Below are 22818 nucleotides of genomic sequence, written 5' to 3'. Positions count from 1 at the left end.
ATGTTACAAAAAACACACAGTATTGCCGGATTCATTTCCGCGGAAATCGTTCTCACGTATCAAGATATTAGTTTCTTCTCATGGGATGCCGCTGGGGCTCTTCTACTTGGTTGTTTGGCAGGCACGTTAGCGGATGTCGATAAGCCAGGTTCTACCATGGCGAAGGTTCTTTTCCCTTTATCTGCTCTGCTGCGGCTGCTGAAGGTAAAGCATAGAACTGTCACCCATTCTTTGCTATTTCTACTACTCTTAGTTGTCATTGCAATGCCCTTATCTCCTTTATATTTCTGGGTATTCATCCTCTCTTACGCGTCTCACTCGTTTATCGATTTATTCAATGATAGAGGGGTTCAGCTCTTCTGGCCTATTCCCTTCAAGATTCGTCTACTCCCAAAATGGATAGCTATTGACACGGGGTCAGTGAGTGAAACCGTATTCCGCTGGTTACTTCTGGCTTTGAGTTTAATCATCCCTTTTTGGACTTATTTACTTCCTCAAATCTTGCTTCATAGCGCTTTGTTTTAATGCGTTGCAACAATGTAGTCCCCATTGGCATTGAGAAGAAATTGTGCATGATAAGCTCCTTGAGCGTCGGGCTCAGCTAAGCTCTGCACGATCTCGCCAACGGCAGGAACACCTAAGAAGTCGTTCAATTCCTTCTTCATCGTTGATTGGACAAGGATCTCGACTTCTTTCCCCCTATTTCCTGGAATAATAACAGGATGTCTCAAATGAGTCGGATTGTTCTCATCCAATAATTCAGAGTGGTGCAGCAGATGGCTCGGAATTTCCAGATTGTCTGGAACTGAGACCAATAAAACTGTTTCCGTATCATTCGTTTTTACTTGCATGACCCTTCCAGCCACATAGGCTGGAGCCGGTTGAATTTCTTCCATCGACATCATACTTTTCTCCGGAGAAATGAATGCAAACAGCAGAAACAAAGGAAATAAATGTATGAGACTTTTCTTGAACTCTTCCTTGTAACGGTACTTTGGCCTATTCATTCTATGCTCCCCCTTCTCGATTCATTTACATATCACGAGTCTTTTCATTCGTTAGTTATCCTTACCCCATACTTAAGCGTTTGAAAACTAAATGAAACGATTTTATGAAAAAAGAAAGTAGACTGGCCCAAAAGTCGGTACCCCGCATTTGCTGGGGACGTCGATTCGCTATTTGGACGAAAAATACCCGAAATCATCAGGAAGCGGAACGACGATGCGCTATTTCACGATTTTTGCCTCCGAATCGTTCCTTTGATCAAATAGCGCACCTACGTTCCTCACATTCGACTTCAAGCGCCGGTTTCCCAAAATAACGCATGGACGTTCCGCTAACTAGAAGTCCGTTGACTTTTCCCTTGCCTTCGGCAGAAAAACAAAAAAATGAGAAGGCAAGTAACTTTGCCACCTCATTTTTTTGTTTTTCTGTGCCCCTATTTACTTTTCGGACTGCCCATTCATACCAGATCCCCCATTTCCTTCCCTTGAATGGTGATCACAAATCGTGTATACAGCTCATAACAGGCAGAGCTAATACCCAATAACAAAAAGCCCAAGATTTACTTGGGCTTTGGTCGAATCAAAAGAAGCTTGGATACGATGATTATTGCATCGGAACCGATATTTGGAAACAGATGCAGCCGTCTGCAACAGACACTTCAATGGTCCCTTTGTAATGCTCGATTCGTTCCTTCACAACCGATAGACCAAGCCCCTGGTGATCACCGCCACCTTTGGTGCTGTAGCCAATCGTGAACATTTTGTTGTAATCATCAAGTTGGAATTCGGGATCAACCGGGTTGGTTACGGAAATGGTTAAATGGTTAGACTCCGACCATCCGTTCACCATAACTTCACGTTCGTCTGGTGGGAATTTATTGACCTCATCAAACGCATTATCAATCAAGTTCCCAATAATTTTCACGATATCAACGGATTTCACTCCTAATGACAAGCCTTCTAGGCCGGTAAAATGGTAATTGAAATCGATTTTGGTTCTCATGGCAAGCGCAATCTTTGCTTGGATAAGCGCTGCAATAGCCGGATGCCCAATTCGAATGATATCGTTCACTTCGTTAATTTCTTCAATTAATTCCTTCATGTATTTCATTTGATCTTCTTTTTTTCCTTTAGACAGGAGAGCATACATGGTTTGTACATGGTTTAGAAAGTCATGCCGTTGACTGCGTATCGTAGCAAACATGAGATCCACGTTTTGAATGTACATTTCTTGTGTAGACTGGACTGCTGTTTCTCGGCTTTTCGTAATAAATCGGAAAACCAAATATATAAGTACACAGCTAAAAATCGTAAATAAAACAATGAGAAGCGTAAGCTGAACGAGCTGCTTGTTTAAAGTGCTTTGAATCGTTTGATAATCCGAGACGATGGTGATGACATAAGGAACTTCCCTTTGAACTTCAGTCAATTTTTTCTTAACAGGAACATACATGAAGGTTTTCAGAATAGGCTTCCCATTCCAATTCTCCACAACGCTAACTGGTTTATTTTCCAGTATGGACGTCTTGTAGTTATCCAAATCTTTCGTACTCGTTATGTTATATGTACCAAATAAAACCGGGCGGTCATAGACCGATATGAATGGCACCCCACTACTGTCTTTATACTCAATCGGCTTTGTACCAAAAGTTACTCCGTTCAGTCCCGATATTTCCATAATATCTGGATTCGAAGCGAGCGTTTTCTTCACGATCGTATCCGCGCCTACGATTTGCTTGAATTTCTGAATTTTATCTGCATTGACAAATACACATATTAAATAATTCGTGCTTCCATCATAATAGTACCCAAACTTACTAACATCGCTTGAACCTGAAGCCGGAACTTCATAAATACCCGACCAGAAATTAGGCAGCTTTTGCCCTTCAGCAATCGTAACTTGATGGTTATCCAGAAGCTGGCTAAAAGCCGTAAACCAATACCCGAATGCTTTTGTACTTGTAATCTGAAGCTCCTTGGGCTCGGATGATTTACCTACCATAATATCATCACCATTTCGCTTCATCAGCGAGAAACCATCGACACCTGCTTGCCTGGCAAGCTCAATTAATTGTTCATTCGTAACTTTATCAATATCCGGATTTAGCTGACTCTTGGCGAAAAGCGCGACGGAATGAAGATTCTCACCAATCAAATCTTCTACAAAGAATGAACCTTCCTCTGATTGCTCAATGGATGTGCGAATTTGACTCGCAGTCGATTCCATACGTTCAGATAACGCTTGCGTTAAGAGAGATTTCGTGAACCAATAATAAGAGGTGTTATTCGTTACAAGCAATAAAATAACAATAGCAAAAGTGACATAAATGACTTTGGTGTTGATTCTCATGAAGTTTCACACTTTCATTTTTAATGTAAACTCAATATTACAACATAGACGTAAAATAAGGTTCGTTATTTTTCGACACAAACCGAGGAAATACCCCTCTTTCAGTAGTATAGTTGGATACGAATGCATTGTCTATCTATTAATATACATGCATCAAACCGTTTGGTAATATAGGGAAGAAATCAATAGATTTAAGATCGTGGGGGTCGCAATATATGACAAAAACAGCATTAATTACTGGAGCTTCTTCTGGAATTGGCGAGGTTTTCGCTAGACAATTTGCCGAGAAAGGGAACCATCTCATTCTAGTCGCACGCTCCAAAAACAAATTGGATCAACTAGCTTTAGAGCTTTCCACTACTTATGCTATTAAAGTCCATGTTATTGTTATCGATTTGAGCGTAGAGAATGCAGCATCCGAGGTCTTTAAGCAAACGGAACAGCTAGGAAAGCACGTCGATATTTTGGTCAACAATGCCGGATTTGGCTTGAGCGGCGAGTTTTTAAATCACTCCCCCGACAACTACCGGCAGCAGATAATGCTGAATATAACTTCGGTCGTGGAAATGACTCATTATTATTTACCGAAAATGGTTGCAAAAGGCGATGGGACCATCATTAATCTGGCATCCTTGTTATCCTTCTTCCCTTTTCCTTATTGTTCTGTTTATAGTGCGACGAAAGCTTTCGTTCTATCTTTCACTGAGTCACTATGGGAAGAATATCGCCATAAAGGAATTAAATTGTTGGCTCTGTGCCCTGGACCGACGGATACCAAATTTTTCGATACAGCCAAAGATGTTGAAACCAACAATAAACGGACACCGGAACAGGTCGTAGCTACGGCTATGAAGGCTCTGGGACGTAATAAAACCTACGTCATTGACGGCAGCGTAAATAAGTTCAATGCTTTTCTGGGACGCGTCCTCCCCAGGAAGACCATTGTCAAATTGTTCGGATCTGCCATCCGAAAATCGATGACAGCCAAGTAATACATGCAGTCCATTCTCCATTTGGAATTGGGCTGCATTTTTTCTTGATTAGAGCTTGATTTTCACGAGAACGAATGTTTGCTATAATGAATTCAACCAATAACAATTCCGGAACTTAACTATTTTGCAAAAGGAAGGATCTAGGTCATGAGCTTTCAGCTGACAGATGGGGTCATTAGGTTGTTGTGCGGCCGGTTTTCTTATGAAAAAGGAGAAGCCTACTACCATGAAAGACAAGTGTCTTTCCTAATTGAAGATCCTGAAACACCGCTCTATGAAGCCACGGTCGAAGGATATAACGGCACCTTCCTAGTGACCGTTGAAGAAGATACAAACGGGGAGGTTATTGCCCATTGCACCTGTCCTGCGTATGATCCGGACGATAAATATTGCGAACATATTGCTGCCGTGCTGCTGAACATTCATGCTATTCAGCAAGTACCTCGTGTTGTCGGTACAGCAGCCCGACCTTTTGGAAATCCAGAGGGAGATCGTAGATTGACGAGCCATATACTGGATTTGTTCGGGAACATACCGCAGCGTCCTAGCCGTTCACAACCTTTTTTCGATACAAGAGCAGTACTAGAACTGGAGATAACCTGCAAACCATTCCAATACGGCTATCGGAAGTTCATGTTCGGGATTGAGATGAAGGTCGGTCCTAAACGACTGTATATCGTCCAAAGGTTAAGAGAATTTCTTGATCATATTGAGCGGAGAGAAGCCTATGTATTTTCAAAGCATTTCACCTACGACCCTAAGCTCCATAGTTTTCAAAAAGAAGATGATGCGGTCATTCGGCAGCTCATCGAAATTTATCGCAATGAGCAGATGTACCTTGAGACTTCAACTACGTACTCCGTTCGTGCGAATTATTTGAGTGGCGATCGGATGCTTCTGGTTCCTCCGTTCTCATGGACAACCTTTCTTCCTGCGCTTACCGAGGCTAAGTCTGTAAAACTTGAGCAGCATGACCGCACATTCGATGGAATCCGTGTATCCGATGAACCCATCCCGCTCCACTTTGAGTTCGACCAAACAGAGGCCGAAGACTTCCAATTGGATGTCCAAGGTCTTGAAAAGATTACGGTTATGGAATCGTATGGGATTGTCCTTTCCGAAGGAAAGCTGATGCACATGCAAGCCGAACCGTGCAAGCGTCTTTCGGAGCTAAAGCAAATGCTCGAAAACTCCAGCAAGCACCAAATTCAGATTCCGCCCGCGCAAATGGAACCTTTTATGGAAAAAGTGATTCCTGGCCTGATGAAGCTAGGCAGTGTCCATATCGCTGGGGCCATTTCCGACCGCATTATGCGAACGCCGTTAAAGGCTAAGTTGTATTTGGATCGAGTGAAAGATCGACTGCTTGCCGGTCTGGAGTTTCAATACGGCGATATTGTCATTAACCCGCTAGAAGGCAATGAACAGAGACGCGGAACCGACCGCATTCTAATGCGAGACGGAGATCAGGAGCGACGAATTCTGGAGCTTATGGAGCAAAGTCCCTTCGCGAAGACGGAGGGGGGATATTTCATGGATAGCGAAGACGAGGAATACGAATTTCTGTACCACATCGTTCCGCAGTTGGAGAAGCTGGTGACTGTTTATGCCACATCTGCCGTGAAAACAAGACTTCTAACTGGACATGTCCCGCCGCGAGTTAAGGTTGATGTGGATGAACGAACGGATTGGCTGGAATTCAAGTTCGATATGGAAGGTATTCCTGAATCGGAAGTCCGCAATCTGTTGAAATCCCTTGGGGAGAAACGCAAATACCACCGGCTGCCGGATGGAGCGTTACTGCCGCTCGAAAGCGTGGAGTTTCAGGAAATTGTCCGCGTCATGAACGAAATGGGCATTACCAAGGAGGACGTGAAAGCAGCAGAAATTCGCCTCCCATTAGTCCGCGGGCTCTATTTGATGGACTCTGAGAGGCAAGGAAATACGGTTAAGCTGGGCAGAACATTCCGCCAGTTACTAGAAAACATGCGGAATCCGGATAATCTGGATTTCACGGTGCCGGCCAGTCTGGAAGCTGTTCTTCGGGATTACCAGAAGTATGGCTTCCAATGGCTGAAGACGCTGGCCCAGTACAGTTTCGGCGGCATCTTGGCAGACGATATGGGCCTAGGTAAAACCATACAAAGCATCGCTTTTATTGTCTCTGTGCTGCCCGAGATCAGAAAGCAGGCGCTGCCGGCGATTATTGTTGCTCCTGCTTCTCTCGTATACAATTGGCTCAATGAGTTGAAGAAATTCGCGCCAGAGATTCGGGCCTCCATTGCCGATGGGAGCAGAGAAGAGCGCAGCAAGATTCTGAAACATGCGTCACAAGTGGATGTCCTCATAACCTCATACCCGCTTTTGCGTAGGGATATCGACCTGTATACGGAGCAATCGTTCCATACGCTTATTTTGGATGAGGCGCAGGTGTTCAAGAACCACACCACACAGACGGCCCAGGCGGTGAAGGAGATTCAGGCCCAATACCGTTTTGCCCTTACTGGAACTCCAGTGGAGAACAGGCTTGAAGAACTTTGGTCCATCTTTGACGCGGTGTTCCCTCAATTGTTCCCCGGGAGAAAGGCATTCAATGACTTATCCCGTGAAAGTGTAGCCAAGCGGGTCCGGCCGTTTCTGCTGCGCAGGTTGAAGTCCGACGTGCTGAAGGAACTACCGGAGAAGATCGAGTCGCTGCAAGCTTCCGAGCTGCTGCCGGAGCAGAAGAAGCTGTATGTCGCCTATTTGGCCGAACTACAACAGGAAACACTGAAGCATCTGAACAAAGACAGCTTTAATAAACATCGAATAAAAATTCTGGCCGGCTTGACGCGACTTCGCCAGCTATGCTGCCACCCGTCTCTGTTTGTCGAAGATTATGCCGGAAGCTCGGCCAAATTCGAGCAGCTCATGCAGATTATCGAAGAATGCAGAAGTGCCGGCAAGCGGGTGCTGATATTCTCGCAATTTACAGCAATGCTGGGAATGATCGGGCGAGACCTAGGCTATCAAGGGGTGCCGTATTTCTACTTAGACGGTAAAACCCCAACTGCCGAACGTGTAGAGTTGTGCAACAAATTTAATGAAGGCGAGCGAGACCTGTTCCTCATCTCATTAAAAGCTGGCGGTACTGGACTAAACCTTACTGGTGCCGACACCGTTATCCTTTACGACCTATGGTGGAACCCTGCTGTGGAACAGCAAGCAGCCGACCGTGCACATCGTATCGGGCAGAAGAAGGTCGTGCAGGTGATTCGCCTTGTTGCGCAAGGCACCGTAGAGGATAAAATGTATGAGCTCCAACAGAAAAAGAAGAACATGATTGATGAAGTGATTCAGCCGGGTCAGGAAGCATTATCCGCCTTGACGGAGCAAGAAATTCGGGAGATTTTGATGATAGGATGATTACATGGCAAAAAGAAGGGCAATCCCAAGGTCATTGTAAGATGATGGAGGATGCCCATCTTTCGTCTATTATTAGTGTGATGGGTTACTTAGCTGCTATTTCAACGCTCTGCTTCCAAATGATCCTTTCACCTATACGTATAACAACATTCAATTGGTGAGTTCCGGCTGCCAGCGGTCGAGATGCTTTCAAGCTAAACAAAGCAACTGACGAATCACTAGCATCTGGCTTGCTAACGATCCCTTCCGTTTTGGAAACATGTGCGTCTCCACCTTGGTCTCCGTTCTCTATGAACATCTGAAGCGGCATCTGTCCAGACTTATAATCTTCCCGACTGGTCCAATCATAAGCAAAGGCTTGTAATTCTAGATGCCCCTTCTCCGCCTGGGTCGGGAGTTCTCCTAACGTCACATTATAATTCTTCTCAAACAAGCTGTATTCTTTCCCAGCAAATACCTGCATTAATCCAAAAAGCGCTTGAGCGTCTTTCAAATGAAGATACCAGCTATCGCGGGAATGACGCGGCATCTCTGCCAATTGAACACTTTTATCCTTAGTACCGTGCCAATAAATCATCGCATTCTTAGCTCCAGCTTTCAGCTCAAAAGAGTAGTCATCCTTACTCAAAGTGACAGCGGCGGTGCTCTGTACCTTTTCAACTTTGAATTGAAAATGTTCGGCAAGCTGGATGACATCCAAATAAGTTTGACTATTATCCGTATACCCAATCCGCTGACCATTGTAAAGCTGCAACCCATTATTCGCGGCAGGGGCAATTCCTAAGCTATTCGTGTTTATTTTTGAAATATGAGATACCGTTTGTGTATCTTCATCCCATATTGTATCTTGCCCCCAGTATGGAATCCATCCGGATCGCCCATCAACATGAGCTTTCAGCCACACGGGCCCGCTGTTGGGTGAATTCCAAACCTCTGTAACCTCCACCGTCTGATCGCGAAGCAGTAATGTTGATGAGCTGAACGGAGTTTCCGGGTAGCGCTGTAGTTCCCTTGGATCTTTAACTAAGACTTTCCAATGAACAGGTATTGCAGCTTCAGGCTCGCCAACATGTTTGTTTATCCATCCTGTCCCTTTAGAAGAACGTACATGGTACCAAGTACTGTTGTACCAGATCGGATAAGGGCCTCTCCCCGTATATAGTCGCTCTTCTATTTTCTCAAAAACGGTTACCGTTTCACCTGCTATAACGGCATCTTCCTTCTTCAGTCCATCCCATACATCATGAATAAGCGGCTTTTCACGCACGATATCCATGGTTTCATTCGTACTCAGGATTGGGACTCCCTTTTCACGCGTCCACGTGGTCCCTTGATCCGTTTGAACTTCGAATGCACGATCATAGATGGTTGTGAACTCCCTTGCGATCGTGTAATCGCCTGCCTTGGAGTTTGACCAATCTTGCTTCTGCTCGCCAATCCCCATAGCCGTTCCAAGATCACTATTGGACGGTAGCCCATAATAATGCGCTTTTCGCTGCACCTTATGTACAGTACCTATTTGATTGACGGGTATATGCGCCCAGAGATCACCTATCCAAGTGGTATGTACCTTAATCCATGCTTTACTGGTGGGGTCGTTCGTATAGAACCACTGTTTTTCGGCCGCAACTACTTCAACCTCTTGTGCGGATAATGAGGCTGCAGGTCCGCCTTTGGTGCTTTGACTGCGATATAGCGGAGTTTCTTCTAAAAGTGTAATTCGCTTAGGTGGTTCCATGTCAATTTCCCATGGATTTGGCCTGATCCACCGCGGTCCGAACATCGTCTCAATCTTCCAGGTGGCTGCACCTATCGACCATGAGCTATCTACCGTGAGGACATTTACCTCCTGAGGTGCAAAAGTACCTTCCGGCTCATCATCGGGCTGATTAGGATCTGCATAATAGGGTGTCTCCGCCAAAAGCTCAATCGTGGCAGGGAACCTAATTCCTTCTGGCGCGTACGAGCCGCCAAAGATGTTTTCAGCTTTCGTCTGATGTGCCAAACTGCCCAATCCTAGACCAGCAGCTAGGATTGTGATAGCTAAGATCTTCCTTTTAATCATCTGGAACAATCACATCCTGACTTGAATAAATTAGGGAAAACTTACCATTAATTTGACGCCAGTCATCGTCTAAAGTTGCTTACACCCAGCCCAGCTTATGAAAAAAAGCACCAGTTAGACCGTTCTCCTTGTCTTACTTACTTTACTTGCCTCAGTTACTTTAGTAGTATATCTAGTATCGAATGAATGAGGAGCTGCAAAACATATGTCCAATGATGAAATTATTCTAACTCCAGAAGGATTACGTAGTTTAGAATTAGAGCTTGAAGATCTCAAAACCGTCAAACGTAAAGAACTAGCCAGCCGTATTAAAACAGCGATTAGCTATGGCGATCTCAAGGAAAACAGCGAGTACCATTCCGCCAAAAATGATCAATCTTTTATGGAAACCAGAATATTGACGATTGAAAGAATGTTGAAGAAGGCTAAGGTTGTTAAGAATATCGGCACATCCAAAGTTCAAGTTGGCTCTACCGTTATTCTCAATGATGTGGAATTTGCTGAGAAAATTGAGTATAAAATCGTCGGTTCTCAGGAAGCCGATGTGAATGAAAATAAAATTTCCTACGAAAGTCCACTTGGCGTTTCCCTCATGGGCAAATCTGTTGGCGATGTGATTAGTGTGAATGCACCCATGGGTGTCATTAGCTATGAGCTGCTTGAAATCAGAGCGTAATCTAACGCAATCCTTCTACTAAACATAATAAAGGCATTGTCATGCAGCGGCGGCTGCACAGCAATGCCTTTTTGACTTGTTCCCAAACCTTACTCACCAATAGCTTGAATGATTTCCAAGGCCTTTTCCATTTTCTGAATATAAGCTGTCACATTGCTGGAACACATGAATTTGATGTTGGACTGCCCCTCGCCAAGTAATTGGTTCCGGTCATTGAGCAGCTGTATCAACCGGTTAACAGTACCCGAGCTTCCATCAACAATTTGAATGTGACTTGGCAGGATCTTTCTTAGAACTCCCCTATAAAAGGGGTAATGTGTGCATCCTAGAACAACAGTCCCATACCTTCTCAGGTCGAAGGGCTCAAGCTTAGCTAGAAAATAATCAATGATTTGTTGACTCTCCACATTTAACTGTTCACAGAATTCAACCAATTCCGGCAGCGGCACCGAATCCACCATACCCATATCATCCATACGAGAAACTAGCTCTCTATATTTCGATTGCTTGAGCGTTAAAGGCGTAGCGAATACGAGCACTCTTTTACCAGATGAACGATTCATTTCGAGAGCTGGCTTTACCGCGGGTTCCATGCCGATAATCGGCATCTCATAGGTTTTTCTTAATTCTGCAATGGCTATACTAGTTGCTGTATTGCAAGCAATGACGAGGGCTTTGACCTCTTCTTTGATAATCATGTCTACGGATTTTTTGACAAAAGCAAGAACCTCGTCCTTCGACTTCGTCCCGTATGGAACATGAAGGGTATCCGCAAAATATAGAAAATCTTCATGAGGCAGTTGCTTCATGGCTTCGTGTAAGACAGTAATACCGCCTATCCCTGAATCAAAAAAAGCTATTCTCATTATCTTCACCCTGTATGTATTGTTTCTTTTCTATAGCAATCCTGCCGTAATAAGTCCATTTCGAATACCATCTTCATCCACATGTGTCGTAACATGATCGGCATAAGGTAGTAAGTCTTTGTGGGAGTTCCCCATCGCGATACCGAATCCGACATACGAAAGCATCTCCACATCATTTAAACCGTCCCCGAAAGCTACGGCATCTTCCGGCTTCAATCCAACAAGCTCCAAAAGCGCGGCAATCCCTTGGGCTTTCGAACCACCTGCTGGTAATACGTCAATCGCATGCTGGTGCCAGCGTATCAGCTTAAATTCCGATTGCAGTTCCTCGTACAAATGATCATCCGTGTCTTCAATATGCAAGAAGATTTGATAAATATCGTTTGTTTTCCAGAAATCCGGGTCATACCCCGGCAAATCTACCTTCAAGGAGGAAATAGATCCTACAACAAAAGGATGGTCGTCATCCGTATCCGTGAAGTAGTTATGCTCCCCTTCGAATACGAGGGAATGCTTATGCTTAGCCGCCAATTTCACCAGTGCTTCTATGCTGTTCTTGGCAATAATCCGTCTGTAGAGCGGTTCACCACGATAAACGGCATAGCCGCCGTTCAAGCATACATAGGAATCGATCCCAAGCTGCTCAGCCAAAGGCTTGATGAAGTAGGGAGCTCGTCCTGTTGCAATAACCGGTTCAATCCCCTGCTGCTTTAATTGTTGAATAGCTACGATCGTACTGGCAGGAACTTCTTTTTCTTCGTTAACTAATGTGCCGTCAATATCAAAAAATACAATTTTATACACGGTATGGATCTCCTTTTCATTAGGGGACAGCCACGGCTGCTCCTCTTCTCTCTATCTCTCAATTAAACACCAAAAGCAGAGAAAAAACAAAGAAAAAGAGAATCCCTCAGGCTTCTCTCCGCCATGCCTAAACAATTTCATCAATAATCCCAAAAGATAAGGCCTCTTCAGGACTCATATACCAATTGCGTTGATGCTCCTGTACACGATGCAGCTCGTCTGTATGCAGTTTCGTTTTCGATAAGATATAGTCATCATAAATGTTTTGCAGCCTTTGTGTTTCATCCACACGATTCTTCAAGTGTTCCAAATGACCGTCGATATGTGTAGATACAGAATGATACATGAATGTACTAAGTCGGCCAGCGTACCTCTTATGACCACTAACAGCAATTAGTAAACTCATGCTAGCAGCAAGTCCATACACGTATGTATGCACCGGCGTCTTACTGTTATCAATCACATTGATCAATCCTAGACCATCATAGACACTCCCCCCATTACTATTAATAATTAAGTCGATGGGCAGACGTTTGAAGTCTTTTTCTTTCTTATCTTTGTCATCATCAAATTGATTAATTTTCATGATTTGCTCGACAATGGTTTTCACAGAGCTTTTATTAATGCCATCGAATAGATATAGGGTCCTGTCATTCATAGCATGCCTCCTGTCCATATGGCCTACTGATACGTTAGTCTATTCTCGTTTTATAGACTTTGTAACTCTTTTCCCTTTCTTTTCTGGATTTTGGGCAAAATAAAAAGGCCAACCCGTTGGTTGACCTCTCAATACCCTTTTGACAAGCTTGTTTAAACCGTTAGGAATATTAATGAGTTTTGAATCTAGAAAGCGATTCTTGCAGTTCTTGCGCCATATTGCTTAAATCCTCTGCTGAGGCGGATATTTCCTCCATGGTTGCGTGCTGCTTCTTGGACCCTTCAGAAATGCCTTGTCCATGGTCATACGAGGCTTTGGTCATGTGAACAATTTCGCTCATGGACGCCGTTACTTCCTCCGTGCCAGCCGACATTTCCTGAGATGCAGCCGATACTTCCTGGATTTGGTCCGAAATTTCTTGGAATGTCGAGGTAACACGGTTAAAGACTTGCCCTGCCGCATCAATAAGCTCGGAACCTTTCTCTACGTCCAGCACACCTTTATTCATTGCTTGTACGGCTCTTGATGTCGAAGACTGCACTTCCCGAATCAAACTCGAAATATCAGCTGCAGAGGATGACGACTGTTCCGCCAGCTTCTTGACTTCGTTCGCCACTACCGCAAACCCGCGTCCTTGTTCGCCAGCGCGCGCTGCCTCAATAGAAGCATTGAGTGATAGCAGCTGGGTTTGGCTTGTAATTTCGGTAATAACCGACACAATTTCACCGATTTTTTGTGAGTATGATTCAAGTGCTCTCATATCATCCGCAGATTTCCCGACGGATTCATTAATGAACTTCATCTGTTCGACAGCCTGATTGATCGCAACGCGTCCTTGCTGAACTTCCTGCAGTGATGCATGCGATGCTTCTGTCACGACCGACGAAGATTCTGCAATCCGTTGTACCCCAATAGCCATTTCCCCCATCGCGGTCGATGTCTGCTCCGCTCCCTGCAGTTGACCTTTACTCGCATTGAACACTTCTTGAATCGATTGGGCGATCGCAGTGGAAATGTCGACCGATTCCGCAGCGCAAGCCGTAAGCTCCTCCGACGAAGCGCCTAACAGTTCCGCGGTGTATCTAGCCTTTCCGACAATGTCTGAGAAAGAATCGAGCATAAGATTCATGTTATCGGCAAGCTGTCCGAGCTCGTCACTTCGCTTGATAGCAAGACGATGCGTTAAATCGCCCTCAGCCATCTTCTTCACTGCTTCCGTAATAGCAATAATTGGGCTCGTTGTTTTCGTCGAGACAATCAGTGCGAAAGCCGCTACTACGATAGTCGTAATCACTGTCAGCCATATCGATACTTGATTTGATGTCTTTACTGAGGTATATACTTCCTCATTCACTATATTCGTAACCAAGCGCCAGCCTGTTGACGGGATTGTATCAAAGCTAATTTCTGCAGCGACCCCATCCTCGCGAGTAAATTGAAACGTTCCTTTGTCATCTTTCAAAACAGTCTCTTTAAACTTAGCTGCTTCCGACGGCGTAAATACATCCTCCATTTTTTTGCCCACTTTACCTGCGTCAGGATGGGTTAAAAGCATTCCGGATGGAGACATTAAGTAACCGTAGCCTGTCTCCCCTATTTGTATCGTCTTGGTGTAGACGGTAAGATTATCCGTTGTTAATGGACAGAATAATCCACCGATATAGTTTTGCTTATCATCAAGCAGCGGGACAAATACAATGATGACATTTTTACCCGAAGCTTTACTGACTAGCAAATCACTACTCACTGGAAGCTTCGTCTGCTTGGCTTGCTTAACATAATCGCGTTCAGCAATGGGAATCTTTTGACCAGCCGAAGTAAGGGCAATATCATCTTTATTTGCATAAACATACTGTTCAACTTCTTTGTTCGCTTGTTCAAATTTCTTAAGCGTTTTCATAATTTCCTGTTCATTACCACTCTTGATCTCGTCAAACTTGAGCATTTCTTTCAAAATCGCTATATGCCGCTGGATGGAATAGTCAATTGCTGTTGCATTGGCTTTAACGACACTCTCTTCCTTGGAGTGAACTTCACTTGTCACGACATTCTTCAAATAGTAAGAAGAAAAAATAATACTAAACAACATCGGTACTAGCGCAATAATAAGAAACATGGCCGTCATTCTTGTTTTAAAAGACTTAAATGATAGATTTCTTGCCAAACCTTTTACATTTAGTGTTTTCTGTGGCTTCATTCCTTATGACTCCTCCATTTGATCATTAATCTTTCCTGTGAATTCGATATATTTCGTCAAATTCCTCTATATTTCGACATTAAGTAGAGGCAGCATTCAGTAATTATTAGAATAAAAAAAAACACGCCAATCCGCGATGTTTTTCACGGTTTGAACATGTTCTTTTTCACCCGACTATTCGGCATCTATTTCAACTAACTGCACAATAAAGATCGAGCCTTTGCCCAACTCCGTATCAACAACCACTTTCCCATGATGTGCTTCAATGATTTCCTTGACAATAGATAACCCTAGACCCGTTCCTCCGATTTTCCTGCGATCCGAATTATCGACACGGTAAAACCTCGTAAACAGTTTGTCCAAAGCCTCGGCTGGAATCCCAAGACCATAATCTTGTATCTTAATTAACACTTTACCGTTATCGGTTTCAACATAAATATCAATTTTCGTCGCACCCGGCGAATACTTAATCGCATTGGAGATCAAATTATGGAACACTTGCTTTAAACGGTCTTCATCTCCTTGGACAAATATTGGCTCGGCTGCTGCATGCAGCTCAGCTTCGTGATTGTCTTTCCCCTGCCACTGCTCAACGATTTCGCGGAGTAACAAAACAGCATCCAAAGATTGGAAATGAAACTCTTGCCGGCCCGAATCCATGCGCTGCAAATCAAGAAAATCGTTAATCAAATTCGATAGGCGTAAGGATTCTTTATGAATCGTCTCGATATACTTGGCGCGCTTCTCTTCCGTCACTGCACGTGTTGCCAGGATTTCAATAAAACCCACAATCGAGGATAGTGGTGTCCGAATTTCATGAGAAATAATGCTAACGAACTCATTTTTTAACTCATCAACTCGCTCTTCTTCGGTACGATCTCTAAATCCGATTAGATGTCCCCTTAGCGTCCCTTCCATTTCACCTGAAATTGGATTGACATAGCACTCATAGTGCCTTGTTTCACCTTTCAACGTTAATCTAGATATTCGTTTACGAAAAGGCGGGATGGTTTGTTCGAAATAAGCGTCAATGACCTCATCAAAAGCAGCGTCTGCGGTTTTCATTCCTAGACAATAGCTAGACATCCTTTCTCCGCTTTCGAGTGGACGTTCAAAGAAATGTTCCACGCGGCGATTTGTAAAGTTGACCCGTCCTTCTGTATCACACATGATAATGGCTTCATGGCTGGACTCAAGCATCCGCTCAATTATATCGCTTTGTTCTGAAATCTTTCTCTCAGCCAGCTGGCTTTCACCAAGCAGCACCTTATATTTATTTTTACTATCCTTCACCTGCTGGAAGAGCTCTGTCATACTCAGATACATTTTGGTAAACTCATATATCATTCCTGCAAGCACAATATTTGCAAATACAAAGGTGTTCCACCTAGCCACATACCATCCCACACTGAAGCGACCGCCGCCACAAAGAATAATCGCCACATCAAGCATTGAAGCTAGTATGGCTACACATAGCCAGGTCGAAGTAACCGTACTCGCTTTGGTTCTTTTATAGTAGACAATTAATGTTATCAAAGTAATGAAGACAATAGGCAGCCCAAGACCATATATAAACAAAGGCGTTAGCTTACCTTGTGACAACACGGCCGGCATTTGATTTTTGAAATGCGTAGTGATGTAAGTCAATCCTGTGATTAGTAAAACGACACCTATCAAGGTGTAAAGACCTAATCTCTTAGCCTTACTAGCACTATAATTAACATGCGCATATTTGGATTCAATCCTCATATGGAGAGCAATCGCTAAAGGAAAACCTGCGTGCAAGAATACGTATAGCCAAGCCGAAGTTTGCGTTCCTGCATGGAACAAGCCATTTTCAGCGAAAACACGAGGGAACGTGAGGATATAGACCAAACTCATACCACCAGAGAACAGATACAAGGCAAACAGGACGAGTACCGACGGTGATCGATTGATTTTGAACTGACTATAAATCACGTAGGCTGTAATTAATTCAAAACAAATAACGGTAGAGAAAATAGCCGGCTGATAGGCCTGCAGCTCGACTAACTGTATCCTTACAAACGGCACGGAAAATAGTGAAATCAAAGCCACAATAGCCCCAATCATAAAAGCAAACCGCCGCTGTGATGGATTTGACTTCATCGTTATTAAATTATATATCATTGCCGGTGAAGCTTGATCCTGATTCATAAAACCTCCGCGAATTGATCTTCCTTTTCACAAGATTCGACAAAGCTTAACTCACTTCCTTCTTGTAAAAAAGCCTCACTTCTTCCAGTTGCAGAAGTGAGGCTTCCTATGTACATTCATGCATCTTCTTGCATTTGATACTGGTAATGCGCAAGGGAAATATACCGCTGATCCGTAATGATGATACCTTCTGCTTGTAGTAAAAAACTTTGCATATGAGATCCCTCATCATCACTGATTGCTATCTCTCCCTTTGCATTAATGACTCTGTGCCACGGAAGACGATGCTTCTTGCTCATTGCATGCAAAATTCGTACAACTTGCCGAGCCGCCCTTGGGCTTCCGGCAAGCCTGGCAATCTGACCATAGGTCATGACTTTGCCCTCGGGGATACTTCGAATGATGTGAATAACCCGCTCCGTGAAAGGTGTCATTCTACACTAGCAAACTTGATGCATACCGGCTTAGACACATGTAGCACACTTCCGGTTGGAACGAGCTTCCCCGATTGCGAGTCACGTGAGAACGAAACAATATGATCCGAATCTTTGTTAGCTACCAGCAGAAATTGTCCATCCGGCGATATCGCAAAATTGCGTGGATGCTTCCCTAACGTAGGTGCGTACTCCACCACTGTTAACTTACCCGTAACTGGATCGATTGCATACACGACAAGACTATCGTGCCCACGGTTAGATCCATATAGGAACTTTCCATCTGGTGAAACATGAATATCCGCACAGGCATTTTCCCCATCATAAGACTCGGGGAGTGTGGAAATCGTTTGGATTTCGGTCAGCTCTCCTCGTTCTTCCTCATAACTGAATGCTGTGACTGTGGAGCCAAGTTCATTAATGACATAGCCAAAGGCATAGGACGGGTGGAAAGCAAAATGCCGTGGACCTGAGCCAGGGGCTACTTGCACTTCATGATGAGGAATAAGCCGTTTGGCAGGGATATCGAGCTTGTACATCATAATTCGATCCAAACCTAGATCACAGACTCCCGCATAACGGTTTGCTCGATCCAAGAAAACGGAGTGTGCACGAGGTCTATCCTGCACCGATAAGATGCTTGCGCCCTTGTGCTGCTGGATATCAGCCGTTGTACCTAAACGACCATCCGCTAATACAGGAGACAAACCTACCATACCCCCGTGATAACTGGATACCATCACCACTTGGTTCGTATGGTCTAATGTAATGTGGCACGTCGTCGCAGGCAGCGTGATCTCGTTGTTCAGAAACGTTAATTCACCTGTAGCTGAATCAATATTATAAGAAGATGCCGCCCCGCAGCGCTGCTGATTCTCGTCAACACCCTCTGATAAAGCATATAGTTTCCAATTTCTCGCATCTACAGTCAAGAACGTCGGGTTTTGCAAACCATTTACTTGATGGGTGACTTCCAAGCTTCCATTCTCTTCATCGTATTGGCAGGTGTATACCCCAGGATTATTCGAATCTGCATATGAACCTATAAATGCTAACGTTTTTTTCTTCTTTTCCAAAAATGCCACTCCCATTCTTCTATTATCGATAGAAGCATTATCTCAAATCCTCCTCTAAGGAGCAAACATTATGAATGATCGGTCGGCTGAGGAGTGCTGCTGATCCCATAGAAAAACAAATGCACCATTTCCTCGATCAATGTGTCTATATCCCCATGTATTCCGGAATACTCCTGCATGGTGTCTGCCTGGTTCGTCGGCGTTCTCCAATAATGAGGTGGCACAACATTATCATTTTCCGCTATACTAGAGTTATTCAATCAAGCTGGTCGTGAAGCACACGCCGCTTTCATCTATGTTCGTAAGGAGTCAGCTCCTAGCGAAAAGATGAGAGCGGCGTTTTGTTTTAGCCGACAATCGCTTAGAAAGTAGGAATAACGATGAAATTTGAGCATGCATTCGAAGCTTTCATGACTTCACAGATTGCATTAGAGAAGTACGGACGCAGACGAGAACGATTAGAGCGGGGGCTCGGATATGGAGAAATGGAATTTCTGCGCTCCGTCTGGTATCCGGCAGTAGGACATTTCGACCATCTTTACCCTGAATGGGAGGTGCGCGACTTCGCGAACGGCTACCGCTATTTGGACTTTGCTTATAGGCCAGGGGATGCTAAGGGTGTGATTGAGATCCAAGGCTACAGCTCCCACGCACGCGATCTTGAGCTATGGAGATTCAAAGACCTCTGTCTCCGGCATTGCCATCTTGCTTTGGATGGCTGGCTGGTGATGCCAATCGCCTACCCATCCATTGTTGAGACTCCGAAGCAGTGTCAGCAGCTTATTCTTTCGTTCGTAGGTAAATTCATCTCATCCAATGTACCAGAGTCACTCTCTTGGATTGAAAGCGAAACAGTCCGATTCGCGCGGAGACTATTGCGCCCATTCTCCCCTTCAGACCTTTCCGCTCATCTCCAAGTAAGCACAAGACACGCCAGAACTGTCTTACACCTTTTATGCGAAAAGCAGCTATTAATTATATCGCGCGGACAAGAGCGGGCTCGGATGTACCAGCTTAATTTATAAGGAATTACGAAGACTGGATCACTTGGATGGTTTCTGAGGAAATCCTCTTCAGCATGGTTTTCCAATTGGACCGGAAGGCCGGATTCACCTCGCATGTCGGGACGAGTACGTCATCGATACTACTGAAAGGGAACGTCGGTACGCTATTTATGCTAAATTGGCCTGTTTAATTACTTAGACGGAACTACAATCTCTTATTTCCACTTTTAGGACAGTATTTCAGCCAAAATGGCCATATAGCGCATCGACGTTCCTCTACTGACCAAAAAGGCAGCAATATTGATAAATAGCGTATCGTAGTTCCTTTTCGCTGCTCGGAGACCGATCCTTGAGGCGTATTATTGTTCCCAATAGCTACTCGCATCCAATCCTTTCAGCGAACCTAATCCTCTGGCGTTTGCGCAGCTGGGCTGCCGTTCCTAACAAAAAAAGAAGGCAAGACTCATCGTCCGCCCTCCTCTGCCAATCCTTATATTTTGCGTGAAGTCAGTTTCGCTTGTGTGAGAAGCATGAGGTAATCGTAACCGCCTGCTTTGGAATCTGTTCCCGACATATTGAAGCCGCCGAATGGATGTACACCCACCAATGCGCCTGTGCATTTGCGATTAATGTACAAGTTGCCGCAGTGAACAGTGTCTAATGCCTCAGAAATCCGCTCCTCATTCGTGGAGAAGTAAGAGCCCGTCAAACCAAATTCCGTATCATTGTACATCGCGATGGCTTCTTTCCAATCCTTCGCTTTAGCGATAGCCAAGACTGGTCCGAAGATCTCTTCCTGCATAACACGCGCTTTGCCGCTTACATCGCCGAACACAGTTGGCTGAATGTAATAGCCGTTTCCTTCGGCCTTATTACCACCTGCAAGCAGTGTTCCTTCGGTTTTCCCAATTTCAATGTAATCTAAAATTTTATCATAGGAACCTTTATCAATGACCGGACCTGCTGCGAAATTGTGCTCAGGCAGGCCGCTTTGCAGCTGGTTCGTCAGAGCAACTACTTTGTCTACCACTATGTCGTAAACAGATTCAACAATGATAGCACGTGAACCAGCTGAGCATTTCTGCCCTTGGAAGCCGAAGGCTGAAGCCACAATCGCAGCGGCAGCCGCGTCGAGATCCGCTGTTTCGTCCACGACAATACCGTCTTTGCCGCCCATTTCCGCAATCACACGCTTAATCCAAATTTGACCTGGCGCCACGTCCGCGGCCAACTTGTTGATGCGCAAACCAATCTCTTTGGAACCCGTAAAGCTAATGAAACGAGTCTTCGGATGTGTCGTTAAATAGTCTCCTACTTCCGCACCGCTTCCTGGAATGAAATTAATTACGCCAGCAGGAAGTCCAACTTCCTCCATAAGAGCCACGAATTTGTGAGCAATAACAGGCGTTGTTGAAGCTGGCTTCAGCAAAACAGTGTTACCAGAAACAACCGCCGCAATGGTCATTCCTACACAAATCGCTAGTGGAAAATTCCATGGCGGGATAATAACGCCGACGCCTAATGGGATATAACTAATTTGGTTGTTTTCACCGGGAATTTTGGCTAACGGCTGCGTCTCGTTGATTTGGCTCAAACGAATCATTTCGCGCGCGTAGAACTCGATGAAATCAATCGCTTCAGCAGTATCTACATCCGCTTCAACGTAGTTTTTGCCTGATTCCAGAATCATCAAAGCTGAGAATTCATGCTTACGATCACGCATTAGCGCAGCAGCTTTAAATAAATATTCCGCACGCTCTCTAGCGGGAACCTTTTTCCAAGTTTCGAATGTTTCGAGGGCAACGTTCATCGCTTTTTCAGCAAGTTTCTGATCCGCTTTGCTAACGTATCCAATGATTTCGTCTACATTCCCCGGGTTAATCGAAGTGATCTTAGCATCAGTTACAATTTTCTCAGTACCGATATATAGCGGGTATTCGCGCCCCAGCTCACTTTTCACATTGGCAATGGCAGCTTGCATCGCCTTCACATTTTCCTCTAGACCAAAATCAGTAAATGGCTCATTTGCATACGTACTAACCTTCGTAAATGTATTCATCTTTTTTTCTCCTCTCCGAATGGGAAACCTGGTTGTTATTTAAACATATTTTTCAGAACAAACCAGACATTCGCTGGACGCTCTGCTAACCTTCTCATGAAATATCCGAACCAATCTACACCGTAAGGGACATAGACACGAACCCGATATCCTTCTTTCACTAATTGCTTTTGCAAATCTTCACAAATCCCATAAAGCATCTGGAATTCAAACTGTTCGATGGAGATACGATTTGAACTTACAAATTCTTTGGTAAAATGAATGATTGCCTCATCATGACTAGCAATAGCTGTATAGTGACCGTTCAGAAGATGTTTTTGAATGATTTTTTTATAATTTTCATCAACGTCACTTTTTTCTGGAAAAGCAACTTGCGGAGATTCCTTATAAGCACCTTTCACAAGGCGCAAATTGGCTCCGAGTGCATGTAAATCATCGATATCCTGCATGGTGCGGAACAAATAAGCTTGAATGACAATGCCTACGTTGTCATATTCTTGTCGAAGCTCTCGGTAGATATCAAGGGAGATTTGACAATGCGCATAATCCTCCATATCAATTCGCACGAAATTTCCATGCTGACGAGCACAATCAAGAATACGTTTCATGTTGTTTACACAAAGCTCTTTGCTGATATCTAGCCCAAGTGAAGTCATTTTAAGCGAAAGATTGGATTGGACGCCTGAACTAGCAATCGCATCTAGCGTTTGAATACACATGGCAGCTGATTCCAACGCTTCTTCTTCACTAAAGACGAACTCACCCAAATGGTCCAGGGTCGCTACACGGCCATCTTGATTAAGCGCGCGCACAGCTTCGATGGATTGCTGGATGGTCTCTCCCGCTACAAAACGCGCTGCACCAAAGCGTAAACCATACTTTTTGGCTAATCGATTAGCAGTGCGGCTTTTGCCTAAAGATTGAAACATACTTTTCATCAGAAGTTCCATCTGCTATTCCCCCAAAAGGAATTATACAATAGTGTTGAATCAATGATTTTATTATACACTTTAACTTAAAATTTGAACACTATTTGTTTATGTGCATATTTTT

17 protein-coding genes are annotated in these 22818 nt (G+C 44.2%); 5 read left to right on the top strand and 12 right to left on the bottom strand.

The features are described from left to right. The gene (locus QFZ78_RS36210) at nucleotides 1-525 is read left to right on the top strand and encodes a metal-dependent hydrolase (RefSeq protein WP_307554660.1); all 525 of its coding nucleotides are present in this window, start codon (nucleotides 1-3) and stop codon (nucleotides 523-525) included. Here QFZ78_RS36210 and QFZ78_RS36205 read toward each other — a convergent pair. Together QFZ78_RS36205 and QFZ78_RS36200 are read right to left on the bottom strand one after the other, a co-directional pair. Next, a complete protein-coding gene (locus QFZ78_RS36205; protein WP_307554658.1) occupies nucleotides 522-1007 on the bottom strand; it encodes a hypothetical protein in 486 nt (161 codons plus the stop codon). The two genes, QFZ78_RS36210 and QFZ78_RS36205, sit on opposite strands and share 4 nt — an antisense overlap. Before the next feature lie 601 nt (nucleotides 1008-1608). Then, nucleotides 1609-3354 (bottom strand): sensor histidine kinase, encoded by a 1746-nt coding sequence (locus tag QFZ78_RS36200; RefSeq protein ID WP_307554656.1) that lies wholly within the window; start codon nucleotides 3352-3354, stop codon nucleotides 1609-1611. 215 nt (nucleotides 3355-3569) lie between these two features. On the opposite strand from QFZ78_RS36200, the gene QFZ78_RS36195 reads away from it, so the two are divergent. Together QFZ78_RS36195 and QFZ78_RS36190 are read left to right on the top strand one after the other, a co-directional pair. Continuing rightward, nucleotides 3570-4346, top strand: coding sequence for an SDR family NAD(P)-dependent oxidoreductase (locus QFZ78_RS36195; protein ID WP_307554654.1), 777 nt, complete (start codon nucleotides 3570-3572; stop codon nucleotides 4344-4346). Between the two features lie 147 nt (nucleotides 4347-4493). Beyond that, nucleotides 4494-7751: a DEAD/DEAH box helicase gene (locus QFZ78_RS36190; RefSeq protein WP_307554652.1), complete on the top strand. Its 3258-nt coding sequence runs from the start codon at nucleotides 4494-4496 to the stop codon at nucleotides 7749-7751. 85 nt (nucleotides 7752-7836) lie between these two features. Here QFZ78_RS36190 and QFZ78_RS36185 read toward each other — a convergent pair whose 3' ends face one another. Next, a complete protein-coding gene (locus QFZ78_RS36185; RefSeq protein ID WP_307554651.1) occupies nucleotides 7837-9816 on the bottom strand; it encodes a hypothetical protein in 1980 nt (659 codons plus the stop codon). A gap of 205 nt (nucleotides 9817-10021) precedes the next feature. On the opposite strand from QFZ78_RS36185, the gene greA reads away from it, so the two are divergent. Then, nucleotides 10022-10492: a transcription elongation factor GreA gene (gene greA, locus QFZ78_RS36180; protein ID WP_307554649.1), complete on the top strand. Its 471-nt coding sequence runs from the start codon at nucleotides 10022-10024 to the stop codon at nucleotides 10490-10492. Nucleotides 10493-10581: 89 nt separating this feature from the next. On the opposite strand, the gene murI is transcribed toward greA, so the two are convergent. From murI to QFZ78_RS36145, 7 genes are all read right to left on the bottom strand, one after another. Then, nucleotides 10582-11358 carry a glutamate racemase gene (gene murI, locus QFZ78_RS36175; RefSeq protein WP_307554647.1) on the bottom strand — a complete coding sequence of 259 codons (777 nt, stop codon included), beginning with the start codon at nucleotides 11356-11358 and terminating at the stop codon, nucleotides 10582-10584. A gap of 30 nt (nucleotides 11359-11388) precedes the next feature. After that, nucleotides 11389-12171, bottom strand: a complete 783-nt coding sequence (locus tag QFZ78_RS36170; RefSeq protein WP_307556084.1) for a Cof-type HAD-IIB family hydrolase — start codon at nucleotides 12169-12171, stop codon at nucleotides 11389-11391. 118 nt (nucleotides 12172-12289) lie between these two features. After that, on the bottom strand, nucleotides 12290-12820 hold the full coding sequence (locus tag QFZ78_RS36165) for an ATP-dependent Clp protease proteolytic subunit (protein ID WP_307554645.1): 531 nt from the start codon (nucleotides 12818-12820) through the stop codon (nucleotides 12290-12292). A gap of 169 nt (nucleotides 12821-12989) precedes the next feature. After that, nucleotides 12990-15017 (bottom strand): methyl-accepting chemotaxis protein, encoded by a 2028-nt coding sequence (locus tag QFZ78_RS36160; RefSeq protein ID WP_307554643.1) that lies wholly within the window; start codon nucleotides 15015-15017, stop codon nucleotides 12990-12992. A 174-nt stretch (nucleotides 15018-15191) separates the two neighbouring features. Further along, complete coding sequence (locus tag QFZ78_RS36155) at nucleotides 15192-17192, bottom strand: ATP-binding protein (RefSeq protein WP_307554641.1); 2001 nt, start codon at nucleotides 17190-17192, stop codon at nucleotides 15192-15194. Between the two features lie 116 nt (nucleotides 17193-17308). Further along, the gene (locus tag QFZ78_RS36150) at nucleotides 17309-17626 is read right to left on the bottom strand and encodes an MGMT family protein (RefSeq protein WP_307554639.1); all 318 of its coding nucleotides are present in this window, start codon (nucleotides 17624-17626) and stop codon (nucleotides 17309-17311) included. Continuing rightward, a complete protein-coding gene (locus tag QFZ78_RS36145; RefSeq protein WP_307554637.1) occupies nucleotides 17623-18702 on the bottom strand; it encodes a lactonase family protein in 1080 nt (359 codons plus the stop codon). The genes QFZ78_RS36150 and QFZ78_RS36145 overlap by 4 nt, the downstream gene beginning before the upstream one ends. A gap of 380 nt (nucleotides 18703-19082) precedes the next feature. Here QFZ78_RS36145 and QFZ78_RS36140 point away from each other — a divergent pair, with 380 nt between their 5' ends. Further along, a complete protein-coding gene (locus QFZ78_RS36140) occupies nucleotides 19083-19727 on the top strand; it encodes a transcriptional regulator (RefSeq protein WP_307554635.1) in 645 nt (214 codons plus the stop codon). 469 nt (nucleotides 19728-20196) lie between these two features. Here the strand turns inward: QFZ78_RS36140 and pruA are convergent, their stop codons facing one another. Further along, entirely contained in the window at nucleotides 20197-21765 is a 1569-nt protein-coding gene (gene pruA, locus QFZ78_RS36135; RefSeq protein WP_307554633.1) for an L-glutamate gamma-semialdehyde dehydrogenase, read from the bottom strand. A 35-nt stretch (nucleotides 21766-21800) separates the two neighbouring features. After that, nucleotides 21801-22715, bottom strand: coding sequence for a proline dehydrogenase family protein (locus QFZ78_RS36130; protein ID WP_307554631.1), 915 nt, complete (start codon nucleotides 22713-22715; stop codon nucleotides 21801-21803). Nucleotides 22716-22818 lie beyond the last annotated feature (103 nt).

This window comes from Paenibacillus sp. V4I5 (genome assembly GCF_030817255.1).
Classification (GTDB): Bacteria; Bacillota; Bacilli; order Paenibacillales; family NBRC-103111; genus Paenibacillus_E.
Note: the sequence above shows the minus strand (reverse complement) of the source record. Positions and strands in the feature narration are given on the sequence as shown.

What these genes read in the sequence shown, in the direction of transcription:
- QFZ78_RS36210 (WP_307554660.1), top strand. Translation starts at nt 1, where the DNA reads ATGTTACAAAAAACACACAGTATTGCCGGATTCATTTCCGCGGAAATC.
- QFZ78_RS36140 (WP_307554635.1), top strand. Translation starts at nt 19,083, where the DNA reads ATGAAATTTGAGCATGCATTCGAAGCTTTCATGACTTCACAGATTGCA.
- greA (WP_307554649.1), top strand. Translation starts at nt 10,022, where the DNA reads ATGTCCAATGATGAAATTATTCTAACTCCAGAAGGATTACGTAGTTTA.
- QFZ78_RS36130 (WP_307554631.1), bottom strand. Translation starts at nt 22,715, where the DNA reads ATGGAACTTCTGATGAAAAGTATGTTTCAATCTTTAGGCAAAAGCCGC.
- QFZ78_RS36160 (WP_307554643.1), bottom strand. Translation starts at nt 15,017, where the DNA reads ATGAAGCCACAGAAAACACTAAATGTAAAAGGTTTGGCAAGAAATCTA.
- murI (WP_307554647.1), bottom strand. Translation starts at nt 11,358, where the DNA reads ATGAGAATAGCTTTTTTTGATTCAGGGATAGGCGGTATTACTGTCTTA.
- QFZ78_RS36150 (WP_307554639.1), bottom strand. Translation starts at nt 17,626, where the DNA reads ATGACACCTTTCACGGAGCGGGTTATTCACATCATTCGAAGTATCCCC.
- pruA (WP_307554633.1), bottom strand. Translation starts at nt 21,765, where the DNA reads ATGAATACATTTACGAAGGTTAGTACGTATGCAAATGAGCCATTTACT.
- QFZ78_RS36200 (WP_307554656.1), bottom strand. Translation starts at nt 3,354, where the DNA reads ATGAGAATCAACACCAAAGTCATTTATGTCACTTTTGCTATTGTTATT.
- QFZ78_RS36195 (WP_307554654.1), top strand. Translation starts at nt 3,570, where the DNA reads ATGACAAAAACAGCATTAATTACTGGAGCTTCTTCTGGAATTGGCGAG.
- QFZ78_RS36165 (WP_307554645.1), bottom strand. Translation starts at nt 12,820, where the DNA reads ATGAATGACAGGACCCTATATCTATTCGATGGCATTAATAAAAGCTCT.
- QFZ78_RS36190 (WP_307554652.1), top strand. Translation starts at nt 4,494, where the DNA reads ATGAGCTTTCAGCTGACAGATGGGGTCATTAGGTTGTTGTGCGGCCGG.
- QFZ78_RS36205 (WP_307554658.1), bottom strand. Translation starts at nt 1,007, where the DNA reads ATGAATAGGCCAAAGTACCGTTACAAGGAAGAGTTCAAGAAAAGTCTC.
- QFZ78_RS36155 (WP_307554641.1), bottom strand. Translation starts at nt 17,192, where the DNA reads ATGAATCAGGATCAAGCTTCACCGGCAATGATATATAATTTAATAACG.
- QFZ78_RS36185 (WP_307554651.1), bottom strand. Translation starts at nt 9,816, where the DNA reads ATGATTAAAAGGAAGATCTTAGCTATCACAATCCTAGCTGCTGGTCTA.